The organism is Ottowia sp., assembly GCF_047975795.1.
In the GTDB taxonomy this organism is placed as follows: Bacteria; Pseudomonadota; Gammaproteobacteria; order Burkholderiales; family Burkholderiaceae_C; genus Ottowia.
Genome location: NZ_JBKEEE010000036.1, coordinates 114,678 through 132,378, shown reverse-complemented (window position 1 = coordinate 132,378; position 17,701 = coordinate 114,678). Strand labels below are relative to the sequence as shown.

General features: G+C 63.0%; 18 protein-coding genes. 7 read left to right on the top strand and 11 right to left on the bottom strand.

Annotated features, from left to right (window positions below):
- Positions 1-27 precede the first annotated feature (27 nt).
- The 5 genes from ACK5NW_RS05540 to tilS all read right to left on the bottom strand — a co-directional run bounded on the left by ACK5NW_RS05540 (position 28) and on the right by tilS (position 6,034).
- The gene (locus tag ACK5NW_RS05540) at positions 28-1,272 is read right to left on the bottom strand and encodes a CynX/NimT family MFS transporter (RefSeq protein WP_416925883.1); all 1,245 of its coding nucleotides are present in this window, start codon (positions 1,270-1,272) and stop codon (positions 28-30) included.
- Entirely contained in the window at positions 1,269-2,411 is a 1,143-nt protein-coding gene (locus ACK5NW_RS05535) for a deoxyguanosinetriphosphate triphosphohydrolase (RefSeq protein ID WP_416925881.1), read from the bottom strand. The genes ACK5NW_RS05540 and ACK5NW_RS05535 overlap by 4 nt, the downstream gene beginning before the upstream one ends.
- Before the next feature lie 194 nt (positions 2,412-2,605).
- Entirely contained in the window at positions 2,606-3,715 is a 1,110-nt protein-coding gene (gene aroB / locus ACK5NW_RS05530) for a 3-dehydroquinate synthase (protein WP_416925879.1), read from the bottom strand.
- 33 nt (positions 3,716-3,748) lie between these two features.
- Complete coding sequence (locus ACK5NW_RS05525; RefSeq protein ID WP_416925877.1) at positions 3,749-5,026, bottom strand: aspartate kinase; 1,278 nt, start codon at positions 5,024-5,026, stop codon at positions 3,749-3,751.
- A gap of 63 nt (positions 5,027-5,089) precedes the next feature.
- Positions 5,090-6,034, bottom strand: coding sequence for a tRNA lysidine(34) synthetase TilS (gene tilS / locus ACK5NW_RS05520; protein WP_416925875.1), 945 nt, complete (start codon positions 6,032-6,034; stop codon positions 5,090-5,092).
- A 272-nt stretch (positions 6,035-6,306) separates the two neighbouring features.
- Between tilS and ACK5NW_RS05515 the strand changes: the two genes are divergently transcribed.
- Complete coding sequence (locus ACK5NW_RS05515) at positions 6,307-6,600, top strand: YkvA family protein (RefSeq protein WP_416925873.1); 294 nt, start codon at positions 6,307-6,309, stop codon at positions 6,598-6,600.
- A gap of 126 nt (positions 6,601-6,726) precedes the next feature.
- On the opposite strand, the gene ACK5NW_RS05510 is transcribed toward ACK5NW_RS05515, so the two are convergent.
- The 3 genes from ACK5NW_RS05510 to cysS form a co-directional block, all read right to left on the bottom strand.
- Complete coding sequence (locus tag ACK5NW_RS05510; RefSeq protein ID WP_416925973.1) at positions 6,727-7,707, bottom strand: acetyl-CoA carboxylase carboxyltransferase subunit alpha; 981 nt, start codon at positions 7,705-7,707, stop codon at positions 6,727-6,729.
- Positions 7,708-7,883: 176 nt separating this feature from the next.
- A complete protein-coding gene (locus ACK5NW_RS05505; protein WP_416925871.1) occupies positions 7,884-8,534 on the bottom strand; it encodes a DNA-3-methyladenine glycosylase family protein in 651 nt (216 codons plus the stop codon).
- Between the two features lie 46 nt (positions 8,535-8,580).
- Positions 8,581-9,957: a cysteine--tRNA ligase gene (cysS, locus tag ACK5NW_RS05500; RefSeq protein WP_416925869.1), complete on the bottom strand. Its 1,377-nt coding sequence runs from the start codon at positions 9,955-9,957 to the stop codon at positions 8,581-8,583.
- Between the two features lie 275 nt (positions 9,958-10,232).
- Here cysS and ACK5NW_RS05495 point away from each other — a divergent pair, with 275 nt between their 5' ends.
- The 5 genes from ACK5NW_RS05495 (at position 10,233) to ACK5NW_RS05475 (ending at position 14,021) form a co-directional block, all read left to right on the top strand.
- Positions 10,233-10,865 carry a tetratricopeptide repeat protein gene (locus ACK5NW_RS05495; protein WP_416925867.1) on the top strand — a complete coding sequence of 211 codons (633 nt, stop codon included), beginning with the start codon at positions 10,233-10,235 and terminating at the stop codon, positions 10,863-10,865.
- A gap of 107 nt (positions 10,866-10,972) precedes the next feature.
- Positions 10,973-11,650, top strand: coding sequence for a peptidylprolyl isomerase (locus ACK5NW_RS05490; protein WP_416925865.1), 678 nt, complete (start codon positions 10,973-10,975; stop codon positions 11,648-11,650).
- 85 nt (positions 11,651-11,735) lie between these two features.
- Positions 11,736-12,245 carry a peptidylprolyl isomerase gene (locus ACK5NW_RS05485; RefSeq protein ID WP_416925863.1) on the top strand — a complete coding sequence of 170 codons (510 nt, stop codon included), beginning with the start codon at positions 11,736-11,738 and terminating at the stop codon, positions 12,243-12,245.
- Positions 12,246-12,264: 19 nt separating this feature from the next.
- Complete coding sequence (locus ACK5NW_RS05480; protein ID WP_416925861.1) at positions 12,265-13,056, top strand: UDP-2,3-diacylglucosamine diphosphatase; 792 nt, start codon at positions 12,265-12,267, stop codon at positions 13,054-13,056.
- A gap of 125 nt (positions 13,057-13,181) precedes the next feature.
- A complete protein-coding gene (locus ACK5NW_RS05475) occupies positions 13,182-14,021 on the top strand; it encodes a zinc-dependent peptidase (RefSeq protein ID WP_416925859.1) in 840 nt (279 codons plus the stop codon).
- 108 nt (positions 14,022-14,129) lie between these two features.
- Here ACK5NW_RS05475 and ACK5NW_RS05470 read toward each other — a convergent pair whose 3' ends face one another.
- The 3 genes from ACK5NW_RS05470 to ACK5NW_RS05460 form a co-directional block, all read right to left on the bottom strand.
- Entirely contained in the window at positions 14,130-14,573 is a 444-nt protein-coding gene (locus tag ACK5NW_RS05470; RefSeq protein WP_416925857.1) for a MarR family winged helix-turn-helix transcriptional regulator, read from the bottom strand.
- A gap of 45 nt (positions 14,574-14,618) precedes the next feature.
- The gene (locus ACK5NW_RS05465) at positions 14,619-15,509 is read right to left on the bottom strand and encodes an alpha/beta fold hydrolase (RefSeq protein ID WP_416925855.1); all 891 of its coding nucleotides are present in this window, start codon (positions 15,507-15,509) and stop codon (positions 14,619-14,621) included.
- Between the two features lie 92 nt (positions 15,510-15,601).
- Complete coding sequence (locus ACK5NW_RS05460) at positions 15,602-16,051, bottom strand: RNA-binding S4 domain-containing protein (RefSeq protein WP_416925853.1); 450 nt, start codon at positions 16,049-16,051, stop codon at positions 15,602-15,604.
- A gap of 72 nt (positions 16,052-16,123) precedes the next feature.
- Here ACK5NW_RS05460 and ACK5NW_RS05455 point away from each other — a divergent pair, with 72 nt between their 5' ends.
- The gene (locus tag ACK5NW_RS05455) at positions 16,124-17,668 is read left to right on the top strand and encodes a sigma-54 interaction domain-containing protein (RefSeq protein WP_416925851.1); all 1,545 of its coding nucleotides are present in this window, start codon (positions 16,124-16,126) and stop codon (positions 17,666-17,668) included.
- Positions 17,669-17,701 lie beyond the last annotated feature (33 nt).

Here is a 17,701-nt window from a genome sequence, read left to right as displayed (position 1 = left end):
CGCACTCGCACTGCAATCACACCACAATCACTGGTGGCCACCAACGGGGTCTGCGCGCAAGTGGCGCGCCATTAATCCGGCCAGCACCGCCCCGGCCACGCAGCAGGTGCCGGTCACCATCCAGCTCCACTGCCAGCCCTCGGCCTGCGCAGCCACCCAGGCCACCAGCGGCGGCCCGGCAAACTGGCCAATGCCCGACCACTGCTGCATCCAGCCTACGGTGGTGGCAATGGTTTGCTCGCTGGGAGCCAGGCGCGGCGCTTGTGCAAACAAAGTACCCGGAATCAACCCGCCCAGCGCCGAAAACAACAGCGCCCCGCCGTAACGCCACACCGGGCTGTCTGCCGTTACCGCAGAAAAAGCCAGGAAAGTCCCCAACGCCATGGCCGCATAACCCATCCACAGCAGCCATTGCGGCGGCACGCCGCGTTGCAGCAACCTGCCTGCACCCACGTTGCCCACCATGTTGATGCCCGCCACCAATGCCGTCAGCACCGCGCCCAGCGCACCACCCCAGCCCGATTGTTGGTACAGCGAAGGTAAAAAGCCAATCACCGCCAGCCACTGCGCCGAATACACCGCAAACGCCAGCGCCAGCAGCCACGGCCCGCTGGCGCTTAGCGTGGTGGCCAGCCGCTGCGGCCAAGGCGCGGCTTGGGGCTGCGCGCCATGCCCTGCCGCCGCAGGTGACACCTCCACAAACGGCACATCCGCAGGCACCATGCGCGCCACGGCATACGTCATGGCGGCAGAAAAACCGGCTGCCAACCACCACCAGGCAGGCCAGCCCAGCACCGCGATGACCAACGGCCCCAGTAACAACGCAGTCGCTGTGCCCACTGGCATGAAAGCGCCCCATACGCCCAGCCGTCGCGTGGCCTGCGCCGCCAGCGCCGTGCGACGCACCAGGGACGGCGCGGGCACCGTCACCAGCAAAAAACCCACCCCTTCCAGCCCCCGCAGCACCAGCAAGGCGGCAGCACTGTGCACCAAACCACCGGCCGCACCGGCAACAGCCAGCAACACCAGCCCCGCCATCATGCAGCGGCGCAAGCCCAGCCCATCAGCCAGCAGCCCAGCCACCAGCCCAAGCAGCATCGACGCGCCTTGCACCAGCGACAGCAAAAAGCCCGCCTGCACCCATGTGATGCCCAGCTCCTGCTGCAGCACCGGCAGCGCCGGAGGCAGTTTGCCCACGTGCAGCGCGGCGCTGATGCCCGCCAGCAGGATGACGACAAAGGCGCGCTCCTGCGCTGGCGCGGCAGCGCTCATGCCAGCAGGCGCTGCCCGGTCAGCCGTTCATGCTCGCGCAGGGCAAAGCGGTCGGTCATGCCCGCGATGTAGTCGGCCACGGCGCGCTCGCGGTCGGGGCGGCGGACAAAGCTGGGGCGCAACTCGCTGGGCCGCGCCAGATAGGCTGCAAACAATTCGCGCACCGCCTGCTGGCCCTGGCGGGTGTTGTGCAGCACCTGCGGGTGGCGGTACAGGTTGGCCAGCAAAAAACGTTTGAGCTGCACCAGTTGCGCCCGCATCTCGGCCCCAAAGCGCACCAGCGGTGCGGCGCGGCGCGCGGCGTCGGCGCTGACAGGCGTAGCGGCGTCCAGCGCCTGCTGAGTGGCCGCGATGACGTCGTACACCTGGGCCGACAGCATGCGGCGAATGGTTTCGTACAGCAGCCGTCGCCCGGCCAGCGACGGATGCCCAGCCAGTGCTTCGGCCTGAAAGCGCGCAAACAGCGGCACCTGCGCGACTTGTTCCAGCGTGAGCAGGCCCGAGCGCACACCGTCGTCAATGTCGTGCGCGTTATAGGCAATCTCGTCGGCCAGATTGGCCAGTTGCGCTTCCAGACTGGGCTGCGTGCCGTCGATAAAGCGGCATGCCACGCCACCCGGCTCAGCCGCTTCGAGCAAGCGGGCGTTGACCGGTGCGCAGTGCTTGAGAATGCCCTCGCGCGTTTCAAATGTCAGGTTCAGGCCGTCGTGATCGGGGTAGCGGTGTTCCAGCGCGTCCACCACACGCAAGCTTTGCAGGTTGTGCTCAAAACCGCCGTGCCCGGCCATGCATTCGCCCAGCGCATCTTGCCCAGCATGGCCAAACGGCGTGTGGCCCAGATCGTGCGCCAGGGCAATGGCTTCGGTCAGGTCTTCGTGCAGGCCCAGCGAGCGCGCCATCGAGCGCGCCAGTTGTGCCACCTCCAGCGAATGCGTCAGCCGGGTGCGGAACAAATCGCCTTCGTGATTGAGAAATACCTGGGTTTTGTAAACCAAGCGGCGAAAGGCGGTGGAATGAACGATGCGATCGCGATCGCGCTGAAATTCGTTGCGCGTGGGCGCGGGCACAGTGGCGTAGCAGCGGCCACGCGACTGGGCGGGGTTGCTGGCATAGGGGGCCAATCCACCGGTTTTATGCATCAAATCAGGTTTCAGCGCGTTGCCCAAAAGCGCAAGCACCTATCAAAACAATATCAAACAACGCGCATCACCGCCCCAACTTCAAAGATTGGCTGGCTGCGGAGCAGGCCATGCCCGGACCTGCGTCCCGGCATCAGCGTTGTCCCCCTCGCACAGCAAGAGGGGGACGGCGGCTCAGGCGGTGCACTGTTGCTTCACACACAGCACTTTTCAATCACCTGCCGCACAAGCTCATCGGGCGCGCGGCGCACCACGGCGCGGCCTGGCCCATCGATGACGACAAAGCGAATCTCGCCGCCTTCGGCTTTTTTGTCCACCCGCATCAGTTGCAGGTAACGCCCGGCATTGTCGGCCGAGTCGATCACCGCGCCGCGCGTGGGCAAGCCAGCGCGCTCAATAAGACGCCTCAGGCGCTGCACAAAAGCCGCATCCACCAGACCCAATGCGTGCGACAGCTCTGCGGCCATCACCATGCCCGCACCGACGCCTTCGCCGTGCAGCCAAGTGCCGTAGCCCATGCCCGCTTCGATGGCGTGGCCAAAGGTGTGGCCAAAGTTGAGGATGGCGCGCAGGCCAGCTTCGCGCTCGTCCTGACCCACCACCTCGGCCTTGATCTCGCAACTGCGCTGCACCGCATGGGCCAGCGCCTTGGTATCGCAGGCGCGCAGGGCGTCCACGTGCGCTTCCAGCCATGCAAAAAAGGCCATGTCGGCAATCGGCCCATATTTGATGACCTCGGCCAGCCCGGCCGACAGCTCGCGCGCAGGCAGAGTGCGCAGCGCATCCAGATCGCACACCACCGCCAGCGGCTGATAGAACGCGCCAATCATGTTCTTGCCCAGCGGGTGGTTGATGGCGGTTTTGCCGCCCACCGACGAATCCACCTGCGCCAGCAGCGTGGTCGGCACCTGCACGAAAGGCACGCCCCGCATATAGCAGGCGGCGGCAAAGCCGGTCATGTCGCCCACCACCCCGCCGCCTAGGGCGTAGAGCGTGGTTTTACGGTCAGCACCCTGGCCCAGCAACTGGTCAAAGATCAGGTTCAGCGTTTCCCAGGTTTTGTACTTCTCGCCATCGGGCAGCACCAGCGTCTGCACGCTGGCGTGACGCGATTGCAGCGCACCCGCCAACTTGTCGGCGTACAGCGGCGCGACGGTGGTGTTGGTAACGATCAGCGCCTGCCCGCCGCTGGGTACTGCCTGGTAGGCCGCCGCATCGGCCAGCAACCGGTTGCCGATGCGGATGGCGTAACTGCGTTCGCCCAGCGCGATGGGCACCGAGCAATGGGGATCAAAAGCGCTCATGCACGAACCCGGTGAACCTGTCACGCCTCGGGGTCAAGCCTTGGCAGTGGCCGACGCATCGAGGTCAAACGCGCGGTGCAGCGCACGCACGGCCAGCTCCATGTATTTCTCGTCGATGACGACCGAGGTTTTGATTTCGCTGGTGGAGATCATCTGGATGTTGATGCCCTCCTCGCTCAGCACGCGAAACATTTTGCTGGCCACACCGACGTGGCTGCGCATGCCGATGCCCACGATGCTGACCTTGCAGATCTTGTCATCGCCCACCACGTTGGTTGCACCCAGCTCGGGCACCACCTTGTCTTTGAGCAGATCGGTCGCGCGCGCGTAGTCGTTGCGGTGCACGGTAAAGCTGAAGTCGGTCTTGCCGTCCTTGGAGAGGTTTTGAATGATGACATCGACCTCAATGTTGGCGTCGGCCACAGCGCCCAGAATCTGAAAGGCAATGCCAGGCTTGTCGGGCACGCCCAGCACAGAAATCTTGGCCTCGTCGCGGTTAAAGGCAATGCCGGAAACAACAGCTTGTTCCATTTGGTCGTCTTCCTCGAAAGTGATCAGGGTGCCGGAGCGGGCTTCTTCGGTGATGTCGATGTCCCAGGGCGTGAAGCTGGAGAGCACGCGCATGGGCACCTTGTATTTGCCTGCAAATTCCACGCTGCGAATTTGCAGCACCTTGCTGCCCAGGCTGGCCATTTCCAGCATTTCTTCAAAGCTGACGGTGTGCAAGCGGCGCGCTTCGGGGACGATGCGCGGGTCGGTGGTGTACACGCCGTCCACGTCGGTAAAGATCAGGCATTCGTCGGCCTTGAGGGCCGCTGCCACCGCCACCGCAGACGTGTCCGAGCCGCCTCGACCCAAGGTGGTGATGTTGCCGCCCGCGTCAATGCCCTGAAAGCCGGTGATGATGACCACCCGGCCCGCCGTCAGATCGGCGCGCACGCGCTGGTCGTCGATGCTGTCGATGCGCGCCTTGGTGTAAGCGTTGCTGGTTTTGATGGGCACCTGCCAGCCTGCGTAGCTGACGGCGGGCATGTTCTCGGCCTGCAAGGCCATGGCCAGCAGCGCCGACGAGGCTTGCTCGCCCGTGGCGGCCAGCATGTCCAGCTCGCGCAGGTAGCTGGTGCCCGGCTTGGTAGGTGCCAGTTCCTTGGCCAGGCCAAGCAGGCGGTTGGTTTCGCCGCTCATGGCGCTGGGCACCACCACCATCTGGTGGCCTGCGCGCGCCCATTTGGCGACGCGTTTGGCGACTTGGGCGATGCGCTCGGTCGAGCCCATCGACGTGCCGCCGTATTTGTGGACGATCAATGCCATGGCATGTCAAAAGAAAAACAAAACACCACAGTACTGCTCCAGCACTGTGGAAAACCCGGTATTTTAGTCACCGGATGCCGCTATCCATGCCAGCACACTCCCTTGCCGCACCACCCAGCCGGTGCCGACTTTCAGCCGGATGCGGTGCCCGCGCGTGGTGCAGGCGGTGATCTGCACTTGCAGTGCGGTCAATTGCGCGCTGCTGGGTACTTGCCCGTGGTGCGCTATCAGCCAGTGACGCAGCACATTGGCTTGCCGAGCGGGTGTGAACGCCTGCAAAGCGCTGATATGCGGCGGCACGCCGCAGCGCCCCAGATCGTCCGCGGCCACCTCGTTCAAGATGTCGTGCGCCTGCGCCGCGTGCGCCGCGCTGCGGCCAAAGGTCGCGCGAAACTGCGGAAACGCTTCAGCCAGCGCAGGCAACAGACACGCACGAATACGGTTGCGCGTGTAGCGCAGATCCTGATTGCTGGGGTCTTCCACCCACTTTTCACCCCGCGCTTGCAGCCAGGCGCGAATGGCAGGCCCGGGCACCGTGAGCAGTGGCCGCCAGTAACTGACCGCGCCGCGCTGCCAACGCGCCGGCATGGCGGCCAGGCCGGGCAAGCCCGCCCCGCGCGACAGGGCCAGCAGCACCGTTTCGGCCTGATCATCGGCATGCTGCGCCAAAACCACTGTTTTGATGGCTTGTTTCGCTTGTCCTGATTCCGCCAGATCATCAAAGCATGCATAACGATGACGGCGTGCCACGGCTTCCGGGCTTTCGCCTGGGCCGTGCCGTGCATCCACCCGGCGCACCTGCAAAGGCACGCTCAGACGGGCGCACAAATCGGTGCAATGCCGCTCAAAGTCATCGGCGGCAGTTTGCAAACCGTGATGCACATGCCAGGCCACCACTTGCTGCGGCCAGCGCTCGACGCACGCCAGCAGCAGCGCTGTGGAATCGGCCCCACCGCTCAAAGCCACGGCCAGAGGCAAAGCAGGAGCCTGGGCGGCAAACGCGGCCATGGCTGCATCCATCAAGGCCGGGGCCTGCGCAGGATCGGGCGCGTTGGTCGGCAATGGCGACAATGAAGGCGATGATGGCGGCAGCAAACCCATGTTGACCGCATCGTAGCGTGATCTGTTGGCACACAGGCGGGCCAGCGCGGGCAGATCATGTGCGGGATGCCATGTCCGCCAATGCCTGCGCGCTTGTCATCCCCCGCCCTGCCCCCACGTTATAAAAGGCGTTGGTGCGGCGCAGTGGCTGCACACCAGTTTTTGAAGGAGGTGCCCCCATGTGGAAGCTTGGTCGAATCTTTGCCCTGTTTCGCAAAGAATTGCTGCTGGCCTGGGCCGTGCTGCGCGACGCCCGTGCGCCCTGGTCGGCCAAGCTGGTGACGGTGCTGGCGGTGCTGTACGTGGTCAGCCCGGTGGATCTGGTGTCTGACCTGATTCCCGTGCTGGGCTGGCTGGACGACGGCCTGATCGCCTACCTGCTGCTGCAACTGGCCTTCAAGTTCCTGCCGCCTGATTTGATGGCCGCGCTGAAAAACAAGGTGAATACGCGCGTGCGCCCTGTAAGCCACTGAAGTCGCACCCCATATCAGAAGGCTGCAGAGCAGGCCAGATCAGCGAATGCCGTGCCGGGCTTGCACCGGCCACCAGCAGCAGCCGCCTCCCGCACAGCGAGAGAAGGGGCAAGCGGCGTCAGTCGCTCAGGGGGATGCTCTTTCTTTCGTGTCGTTAAACCGCCCGTAGCTTTGCAGCCGTTCGTAGCGACGATCGAGCAACTCCTTGACCTTCAGATCAGCCACCTGACGCCAGGCATCGCCCAGCGCGCGCTTCAAAAAAGCCGCCATCTGGCGCGGATCGCGGTGGCCGCCGCCCACAGGTTCGTTGACGATTTTGTCCACCACGCCCAACGCCTTCAGTCGGTGGGCGGTGATGCCCAGCGCCTCGGCGGCTTCCTGCGCCTTGTCGCTGGTCTTCCACAAGATGGATGCGCAGCCCTCGGGGCTGATGACCGAGTAAATCGAATACTGCAACATCACCACCTGGTCAGCCACCGCAATGGCTAGCGCACCGCCCGAGCCGCCTTCACCAATGATGGTGCTGATGATGGGCACTTCGAGCTGCGCCATCTCGTAGATGTTGCGGCCAATGGCCTCTGACTGGCCACGCTCTTCGGCGTCGATGCCAGGGTACGCGCCCGGCGTGTCCACAAAAGTGAACACCGGCAGCCTGAACTTTTCTGCCGTTTTCATCAGCCGCAGCGCCTTGCGGTAGCCCTCGGGCCGGGTCATGCCAAAGTTGCGCAAGGTGCGCTCCTTGGTGTCGCGGCCTTTTTGGTGGCCAATCACCATGCAGGCGTTGCCGTTAAAACGCGCCAAACCTGCCACGATGCTCTGGTCATCGGCAAAGTGACGGTCGCCGTGCAGCTCGACAAAATCGGAGACGCACTCGCGGATGTAATCCAGCGTGTAGGGACGCTCCGGGTGCCGCGCAATTTTGGTGATTTGCCACGGCGTCAGGTCGGAATAAATGTCTTTGGTGAGCTGCTGGCTTTTTTTGTCCAGCTGGTTGATTTCTTCAGAAATATCAACCGCGCTTTCAGTTTGCACATAGCGCAGTTCTTCGATCTTGTTTTCAAGCTCGGCAATGGGCTGCTCAAAATCAAGAAATGTCCGTTTGGCCAACATAGGCTCCTTGGATGCCAAATATCCGCTGATGTTACCGGAAGCATCTGCCCCAATTTCACGCCGCAGTCCGCGTTCCAATCCAGCGACCACCGTGGCCGGAGTTTGTCCGATCACCAGTGGTACCCCCTCGCGCAGCAAGAGGGGGAAGCGGCGTCAGCCGCCCAGAGGGCACCCTAATACACCACCGGCGCAGGCTCCAGCGATCGCCACATGTACCAGGTGGCCACGCTGCGCCACGGTGCCCAGCCTTCGGCCACTTCGCGCGCTTCGCTGCGACTGACCGGCTCGCCCGAAAAATAGTTGGTGCTGATGCCATTGATCAGCCCCACATCGTCCAGCGGCAGCACATCAGGGCGCAGCAGGTGGAACATGAGAAACATCTCCGCCGTCCAGCGGCCAATGCCACGAATGGCCACCAGCTCGGCAATGATGGCTTCATCGTCCATCGACTCCCACTGTTTCACATGAATGCGCCCGCTGTCGAAGTGCAGCGCCAGATCGACCAGGTATTCCACCTTGCGCACCGACAGCCCTGCTGCGCGCATGTCGTCCACTTTCAGTTTGAGCACGCTGGCCGCCGTCATGCGCCGGGGCAGCACCTCGAATTTGTTCCACACCGACTGCGCCGCCTTGACCGAAATTTGCTGCCCCACGATGGCACGCGCCAGGGTCACGAACGCATCGCCGCGCGACTCCAGCCGGGCATCGCCAAAGCGTGGAATCAAGCGCTTCATCACGCGATCACGTCTGGCCAGATGGGCGCACGCCTGCGGCCAGTAATCGGGCGTGATGCTCTCGTTGGCTTGTTTTTTCATAGCTGTCATCGCCATATTTACCAGCGCCCAAGCCTGGAAAAGCTTGCAATGGGAATCACTGCGCTGCCTCCCAGGTGGTGCCTTGCGGTGAATCTTTCAGCACGATGCCTGCGGCCAGCAGTTCGGCGCGAATGCGGTCGGCTTCGGCAAAGTTTTTGGTTGATTTGGCGACAGCGCGGGCTTCGATCTGTGCGGCAATCGCTGCTTCATCCAGCGTGTTGCCCGCCCGCAAAAAGGTTTGCGGATCGCCTTGCAACACACCCAGCACACCGCCCAACGCGCGCAACAGCCCCGCATCTTCCGGCCGACGGCTGCGATTGACCTCACTGGCCAGATCGAACAGTACGGCCACCGCTTCGGGCGTGCCAAAGTCCTCGTCCATCGCCGCCTTCAAGCGCGCCGCAAAGGGGTTGCCCCAGTCGATCACCGCATCCACCGCATCCACCGCATCCAAAGCGGTGTACAGACGTTTGAGCGCCGACCGCGCATCCTGCAAATGAACGTCGCTGTAATTCAGCGGGCTGCGGTAGTGGGTGCGCAGTAAAAAGAAACGCACCGTCTCGGCGTCAAACTTTTGCAGCACCTCGCGAATGGTGAAGAAGTTGCCCAGCGACTTGGACATCTTTTCGTTGTCGATATTGACAAAGCCGTTGTGCATCCACACCTTGGCCAGCGGCACGCCGTTGGCCCCTTCGCTCTGGGCGATTTCGTTTTCGTGGTGCGGAAACTGCAAGTCGGCCCCGCCGCCGTGGATGTCAAAGGTATCGCCCAGCAGCGCGCAGCTCATGGCCGAGCATTCGATGTGCCAGCCGGGGCGGCCCAGCCCCCAGGCACTGTCCCACTTGGCACCTTCAGGTTCGGTGGGTTTGGCGGATTTCCACAGCACAAAATCGAGCGGATCGCCCTTGCCTGCGGCCACCGCCACGCGCTCACCGGCTTGCAATTCGTCCAGCGATTTGCCCGACAGCTTGCCGTAGCCTGCGAACTGGCGCACCGCGTAATTCACGTCGCCGTTGCTGGCCTGGTAGGCCAGCCCCTTGGCTTGCAGTTTGCCCACGATGTCCAGCATTTGCGGCACGTAGTCAGTGGCACGTGGATCGTGTGTGGGGCGTTGCACGCCCAAGGCGTCGAAGTCGCGGTACATCTCGGCAATCATGCGGTCAGTCAACTGGCGGATGGTTTCGCCATTGTCCAGCGCACGGCGGATGATCTTGTCCTCGATGTCGGTGATGTTGCGCACAAAGGTGACCTTGTAGCCGCTGGCCTGCATCCAGCGCTGCGCCACATCAAAAGCCACGGCCGACCTGGCATGGCCAATGTGGCACAGGTCGTACACCGTGATGCCGCACACGTACATGCGCACGTGGTCAGGTTCGATGGGCGAAAAATCAACCAGAGCACGCGCCAGCGTGTTGTAGATGCGCAAGGTCATGAAAAAGCAAAGTTCGCATTCATCAGGCAGCGGTCTGTCTGCATGATTGAGACAGATTGGGCCATGAGACAAAAACACCCGTCCAAGGCTGCTGGTCAAGCGGCCAACCCGCTTTGATGGCCCCTTCTGTGAGGCCCAAACCGCTTGGCTACAATGGCCCGCAGTATATGACGCGCCCCGCCTGAGGGCACCTCGTCGGCATCCTGCTGACACCCCGCTGGCATATCCTTGCACATGAACCCAGCGCGCGCGTCTTTCGGCTTGATGGACTGTTGATGAACCCCTTCTTCGTGCTGGCCCCCTGCATTCGCCGCCACCTGATTCCTGCTGCCTGTCTGATCGCCAGCCTGTCTGTGTGGGCACCCGCATGGGCCGACGACTATGCCGAAGTGCAACAACTGCAAACCGCCGGTAAAACCAGCGAAGCCTTGGCGCGTGCCGATCAGTACATCGCCGCGCATCCGGGCGATCCGCAAATGCGCTTCATCAAGGCCAACCTGCTCAGCAGCCAGCAGCGCACCGACGAGGCCGAAGCCTTGTTGACGCAGCTGACCCGCGACACCCCCGAGCTGGCCGAGCCCTGGAACAATCTGGCCGTGCTGCACGCCGCCCGTGGTCAGCTCAATCAGGCCCGGCAAGAGCTGCAAGAAGCCCTGCGCATTCATCCGAACTACGCCACCGCGCTGGAAAACCTGGGCGACGTGCAAACTCGCCTGGCCCTGCAAGCCTTTGAGCATGCGCAAAAGCTGGACGCCAAAAACCACCGTCTGGCGGCCAAAATCAACGCTTTGCGCAACGCCACAGCAACATCCACGGCATCTTTGTCGACATCACCCACGACACCGCCATCTACGCCAACGTCTGCGGCATCACCGGCATCAGCCCCTGCGCCGCAGTCTCGTCCCTGAATTTGTCACGTCAGCCCAGACGCACGCCTGGCCCGCCCAGGAACTCTGCTGCAACCGCCACACACTAAATTTTTTATTGATTGTTTTATTCAGGAGTGATTGACCATATGCCCCTTCATCGCCGAACCCTGGCCCGTCTGGCCCTCAGTCTGGGCGCTGCCGCCGCTTTGGGCACTGCCCTGCCCGCGCACGCGGCCGATCCGCGTGTGAAATTCGTCACCAGCGAAGGCGAATTCGTGATCGAGGTCTACCCCGATAAAGCCCCCAAGACGGTCGAAAACTTTTTGCAGTACGTGAAAGACAAACACTACGACGGCACCATCTTTCACCGCGTCATTAAAGACTTCATGGTGCAAGGCGGCGGCTACGACAAGTCATACAAAGAAAAAGACACTCGTCCCTCGGTCATCCACGAAGGCCGCAAAGCCGCCGCCAAGGGCCTGAAAAACACCGTCGGCACGGTGTCCATGGCGCGCACCAGCGATCCGCATTCGGCGACCTCGCAATTTTTCATCAACGTGGTCGACAACGCCCGGCTCGACCCCCTGGCGCTGCCCGACGGCGACCCTGTAACCTTTGATTACCAGGGCCGCAACTACAAGGACATTCCCCGCAAGCAGGTGGAAAACCACCCGCAACTGATGGGCTACACCGTGTTCGGCAAAGTCGTCAGCGGCATGGACACGGTCGAAAAAATTCGCAACACCCCCACCGGCAAAGGCGGGCCGTTCCCTACCGATGTGCCACAAAAAATGGTGGTGATCGAATCGGCCAGAATCATGTAAGCGCCACCTGGCAACCGTCGTCTGACGCACGCACTGAAAAACAGCCACTCACAACCCAACCAACCACAACACCCATTCACTGAACATGAGCAACCCCAAAGTAGAACTGCACATCAAAGACCGCGGCGTCATCACGCTGGAGCTGGACGAAGCCAAGGCCCCAAAAAGCGTGGCCAACTTTCTCAGCTACGTGCAAAACGGTCATTACGACGGCACCGTGTTTCACCGCGTGATCAAAAACTTCATGATCCAAGGCGGCGGCTTTACCCCCGACATGAAGCAAAAGCCCACCCAGGACCCCATCAGCAACGAAGCCGACAACGGCCTGAAAAACGATCAGTACACCGTCGCCATGGCCCGCACCAGCGATCCGCATTCGGCCACGGCGCAGTTTTTCATCAACGTGGTGAACAACGACTTTCTCAACTTCCAAGCTCCCAGCGCACAAGGCTGGGGCTACGCCGTATTTGGCAAGGTGGTCAGCGGCCAGGACGTGGTAGACGCCATCAAGGCCGTGCCCACGGCGCGCAAAGGCTTTCATGATGACGTGCCGCGCGACGATGTGGTGATCGAAAAGGCCGTTGTGGTTGCATAAACCACCGCACAGCACAACCGTGTCCACCGCACCTGCCTTTGTCACGCTGGATGCGCCTGCGCCATGGCGCACAGTGGACTTCATTTCCGACCTGCATCTCAAACCGGACGAGCCGGGCACCGTCAACGCCTGGGCCGACTACCTGGCGCGCACCGCAGCCGATGCGCTGTTCATCCTGGGCGATTTGTTCGAGGTCTGGATTGGCGACGACAGCGCCACGCCCGGCAGCTTTGAAGCGCATTGCGCCGATCTGCTGCACGCCGCCAGCGCCCGCATGGCGGTGTACCTGATGGTGGGCAACCGCGACTTTCTGATGGGCAATGATTTACTTGCCCGTTGCGGCGCACAAGCGCTGGCCGATCCCACCGTGCTGCAATTTGCAGGCCAACGCTGGCTGCTTACACACGGCGATCAGTTGTGCATCAGCGACGTGGCCTACCAGCAGTTTCGTCAACAGGTGCGCACGCCGCAGTGGCGGCAGGCCATCCTGTCCAAAACCCTGCCCGAACGCCAGGCCATCGGCCAGCAAATGCGCCAGCAAAGCGAAGCGCAGCAGGCAGGCGGTAATTTCTATGCCGACGCCGATACCGATCTGGCGCGCCAGTGGCTACTGCACGCCCAATCGACCACGCTCATCCACGGCCACACCCACCGCCCCGGCAACCATGCGCTGGGTGCTGACGATCAGGCCCGCCCGCTCACCCAGGTGGTGTTGAGCGACTGGCACGTGGCAGGCACCACCTGCCGCGCCGAAGTGCTTCGACTGGCTGCCGCAGGCGGCCTTCAGCGCCTGCCGCCCACTCAAGCCTGATCCGCTTGTCGCACCGGATTTTCCCGGTATTGCATTTACCCAGCGCGGCCCCAACTGGCCCAGATGAACGATACGCAGGACGCCACCATCCGACGACTTGGCGTGGCCGCATCACCTGTCAGCCCATGCTGAAAACGCTGTCAAAGTGGGTGCGTCGCGCCATCGGCGATCCCCGCCCTATTCCCGACAGCCTATGGCTGTCCACGCTGCTGCACTACGCCTTTTTGGCGCGCCTGAGCAGCCCCGAGCAGGCACGTTTGCGGCAACTTGCCACCCACTTTCTCGACCGCAAGGAATTCACCGGCGTGCACGGCCTGCAAGTGACCGATGCCATGGCCGTGGCAGTGGCCGCACAAGCCTGCCTGCCGCTGCTGCATCTGGGTGACGCCGACACACCCGCAACCGCCCTGCACTGGTACGACGACTTCGTGGGCATCGTCATGCACCCGGGCAGCGCCGTGGCGCGCAGGCACGTCATGGATGGTGCGGGCGTGGTGCATGCCTACGACGAAGTCTTGGCCGGCGAAGCCATGCACCGTGGCCCGGTCATGCTGAGCTGGCCCGCCGTGCAGCAAGCCGGCAGCGACGCCCACGCCGGTTACAGCGTGGTGATTCACGAGTTCGTGCACAAGATGGACATGCAAGATGGTGGTGCCGATGGCGCACCGCCGCTGCCGCGCGGATTCATGGGTGCACGCGGCCCGCGCGAAGCCGCCCGCCACTGGGCGCGCACCTGGGCACCAGCTTACGAACGCTTTCGCGAGCAGCTCATCACGGCCCAGCGCTTTGGCACCCCCGCGCCCTGGCTGGACGCTTACGGGGCCAGCGCACCGGAAGAATTCTTTGCCGTGGCCTGCGAAGCGCACTTTGTGCAGCCTGAGCGCTTTGCGGCCGAGTTTCCCGAACTCAGCACCGCGTTGCGGGCGTTTTTCAGGCAGCCCCATCCGCCCGAAAGTAGCCGTTGATCGTGCGTGCAACCGCCTTGAAAACCGCACATCGATTGGCCGCAACCGCTTCGATCACCTTCACCTATAAAGGGGCAAGAGCGTGTTCAAAGCGCACTATGCGCGCCCTCAACGGTACACACGCTGCAACAAGGCGATGAGCTGCGCACGCTCGGCATCCGACAGATCGGCCGTCACGTCCACTTCCAGCGCAGCCACCTCGCATTCGGCTTGCGCCAACAGGGCTTGTCCGCCCTCTGACAGGCTCAGGCCCACGGCACGGCCATCTTCGGGGTGTGCCTGGCGCCGCACCAGCGCGCGCTGATCCAGCCGTGCCAGCAGCCGCACCAGATTGGGGGCCAGTAAATGCAGCTCACGGCAAATTTCGCGCGAAGTGATGCCGGGGTTGTGCCCGATCAGGCACAGCACTGAAAAATCCACTGGCCGCAAATCCAGCGGGGCCATGCGCTGGATAAACACACCCATGATTTGCAGCGATGCACGGCGTGCGTTGTAGCCCACCAGGGTGCGCAAAAAACGGCTGTTGATGGGCTTGCGGGGCGGCCTGTTCATGGCGGCAAATTGTGCCAGCGCGCGGTTGGCGTATACAGCCCGCCATCAAGGCGCGTTCAAGGCGCGCAGCAGCGCCGCATCAAACGCATCAGGCGCTTCAAACTGCACCCAGTGCCCGGCACCAGCGATGAGCTGCATGCCGCGAAAGTCGGGCGCGCTGGTGGCAAAGGCGTCTTCAAGCTGGTGCACGTAGTGGCGGTAAATGGCGTCGTGCTCGCCATAGATCGCGTGCACCGGGCAGCGCACGCACGGCAGCGTGCGCGCCAAAATGTCGGTGTGCGCCAGTCGGCGGCGCGGCGCACGGTCACGCAGCACATTGGCAATGTGCACCTCCAGCGCCAGACCGTCGATCAAGTCATGGTCGTGCAGCATCAGCACGCCCAGGTTGTGGCGGTGGATGGCCTCTTGCTCAGCCGCGCTTTTCAGGTGCCGCCAGGCTTTCAGCTCGAACTGCCTGCCCGGCACCACGCCCATGGCGGGTGCGCCCACCAGCACCAAGCGGTGCGCCAGATCTGGCGCATCCGCCAGCATCAACCCGGCCGTCAGGCCGCCAAACGAAAAGCCCACCAAATCGCAGCGTTCGCCTTGCAGCAACTGCCGCAGACTATCGGCCAGCACCGGGGCTATGGCATCGGCATCGCTGCCTGCCGCAGGCAGGCTGGATTGGCCAAAGCCTGGCAAGTCGGCGGCCAGCACAGTGCGGCCTGCGTCCAGCAAAGGGGCGATGTTTTGCACCCAGTGCGTCCAACTGCCGCTGCCGCCGTGAAACAGCACCAGCGGCGGTGCATCGTCTGTGTGTGCTTCAAGCGCGGGCCGCCAGCGGTGCCAAACCAATTCACCGGCTGCGCCCGCCGCAGCGGACATCGGGGTGGTCAGGCGCTCGCCTTCGGCCAGGCGGATACGTTGATCCAGGGGCAGTAGGGAAGGAACATCCATGCTCATTATTTATAGTCTTTTATGGCTGCAACTCTTTTATACAAAGCGTCATTAGCTATTGAAAAGGAAGCAAAATCGGGTTTCCGCACGGCTCATTCATTCCGTGGAAGCTGGGCGCTCCAGCGTTCGTCCCAGTCACCGCCGCTTCCCCAGTCGCGCCGGGTGCGGTCGATGTCACGGCGGTCACGCTTGGTGGGCCGCCCATGGTCAATAGTGTGCGCGGGTTCGGGTGCCAAACGCTGCCGGGCAGCAGCCTGCTCACGTGCGACCACACTCTCTGGTGTTTCTTCATAAAGCTGTTCGGCCACAGGGGCTGGGCCGCGCTGAGCGCTCAGGCCGCGCACGATCACCGTGCGCTGCATCTGCGGTTGGTGTACTTCGATCACGTCGCCAGACTTGACTTCGCGCGCGGGCTTCATGGCTTGCCCCGCCAGCAGCACGCGCCCGCGCTCAATGGCTTGCACGGCCAGCGCGCGTGTTTTGTAAAAGCGCGCGGCCCACAACCATTTGTCGATGCGTTGCCGTTGCAGTGAAGTTGCCATGTGGGTGTTGCTTTGTGGCTGTCTTTTTTTGGATAACGATTGTGCCTTTACCCGCGCGCTAACATTCCGGGCATGGCGCTGCCCTCCTCCCCGCCCTCAGCTTCCAGTTTGCCCAGCGACGCCACCAGCATCCTGGAGCTGGCCGCGCGCAGCATGTTCGATCTGTTCGCCAGTGCCAGCGAAGGCATGCTGCTGGTGGATCGCCAGGCGCGGGTGGTGTGGATCAATGACCAGTACCGGCGCTTTCTGCCCGCGCTGGGTTTTGAACGTGAAGAAGATTTTGTCGGCCAGCCAGTGGCCAGCGTGGTGCAAAACACGCAAATGCACCAGGTGCTGCGCACCGGCAAGCCGATTTTGATTGACCTGCTGAGCAACCGCGCGGGCACCTTCGTGGTCAGCCGCATTCCACTGCGCGATGCGCAGGGCGAGGTCATCGGCGCGCTGGGCATCGTGCTGTTTGACCAGCCCGCCACCACGCTGCAACCGCTGATTGGCAAGTTCGCACAATTACAGCAAGAGCTGGACGATGCTCGTCGTGAATTGGCGATCAAAAATGCCTCCAACGTATACAACAAGCGCACTACACGCTATACATTTGCAAGCTTTATTGGCTCCAGCACACCTGCGGTTGAAGTCAAGCGCCAGGCGCGGCGCGCCGCGCAATCACACAGCCCGGTGCTGCTGCTGGGCGAAACCGGCACCGGCAAAGAGCTGCTGGCCCAAGGCATTCACGCCGCCTCGCCGCGGGCGGGCGGGCCGTTTGTCAGCGTCAACATTGCGGCCGTGCCCGACACGCTGCTGGAGGCCGAGTTCTTTGGTGTGGCCCCCGGCGCGTTCACCGGCGCTGACCGCAAAGGGCGCATCGGCAAATTCAAACTGGCCGATGGCGGCACCTTGTTTCTGGACGAAATTGGCGACATGCCCCTGGGCATGCAGGCCAAGCTGCTGCGCGCGCTGCAAGAAGGCGAGATCGAGCTGCTGGGCAGCAACCGGCTGGTGCCGTTTGATGCCCGCATCATCGCCGCCACCAGCCGCGATTTGCCTGCGCTGGTGCGCGAAGGACGCTTTCGCGAAGACCTGTATTACCGCCTGAACGTACTGCCTGTGCGTGTGCCGCCGCTGCGCGAGCGCCGCAGCGACATCCCGGCGCTGATCGAAGTGCTGGGCGAAGACATGGCCCACCGCGGCAGCCCACCGCCCGAGTTGGATGCACAGGCCGTGGCCCTACTGACCGCGCAGCACTGGCGCGGCAACATCCGCGAGCTGCGCAACGTGCTGGAGCAAGCCGCGCTGCGCGCCGACTCAGACCGCCTGGGTGCCGCGCAGATGGAAGCGCTGCTGCGCCAATCGGGCCTGGCGCAGGTGCAGCCCGTCTTGCCACCCGCACCTGCACCTGTCGACGCCAGCGCCTTGCTCAGGCCGCTGGATGAACAAGTGGCCGAGCTGGAGCAGCGCGCCATCCAGGCGGCCCTGCACGCCACGGGCGGCAACAAACTGGCCACCGCACGCTTGCTGCGCGTATCGCGTGCCACGCTGTATGGGCGGCTGAGCCAGCGTGCAGAACGCACAACACCTCGTATAAACCCTGACTTAATTTCAGGCAAATGTCTGAAATAAATGCAATTTAGCAGTCTGTTTTTTAGACATCTG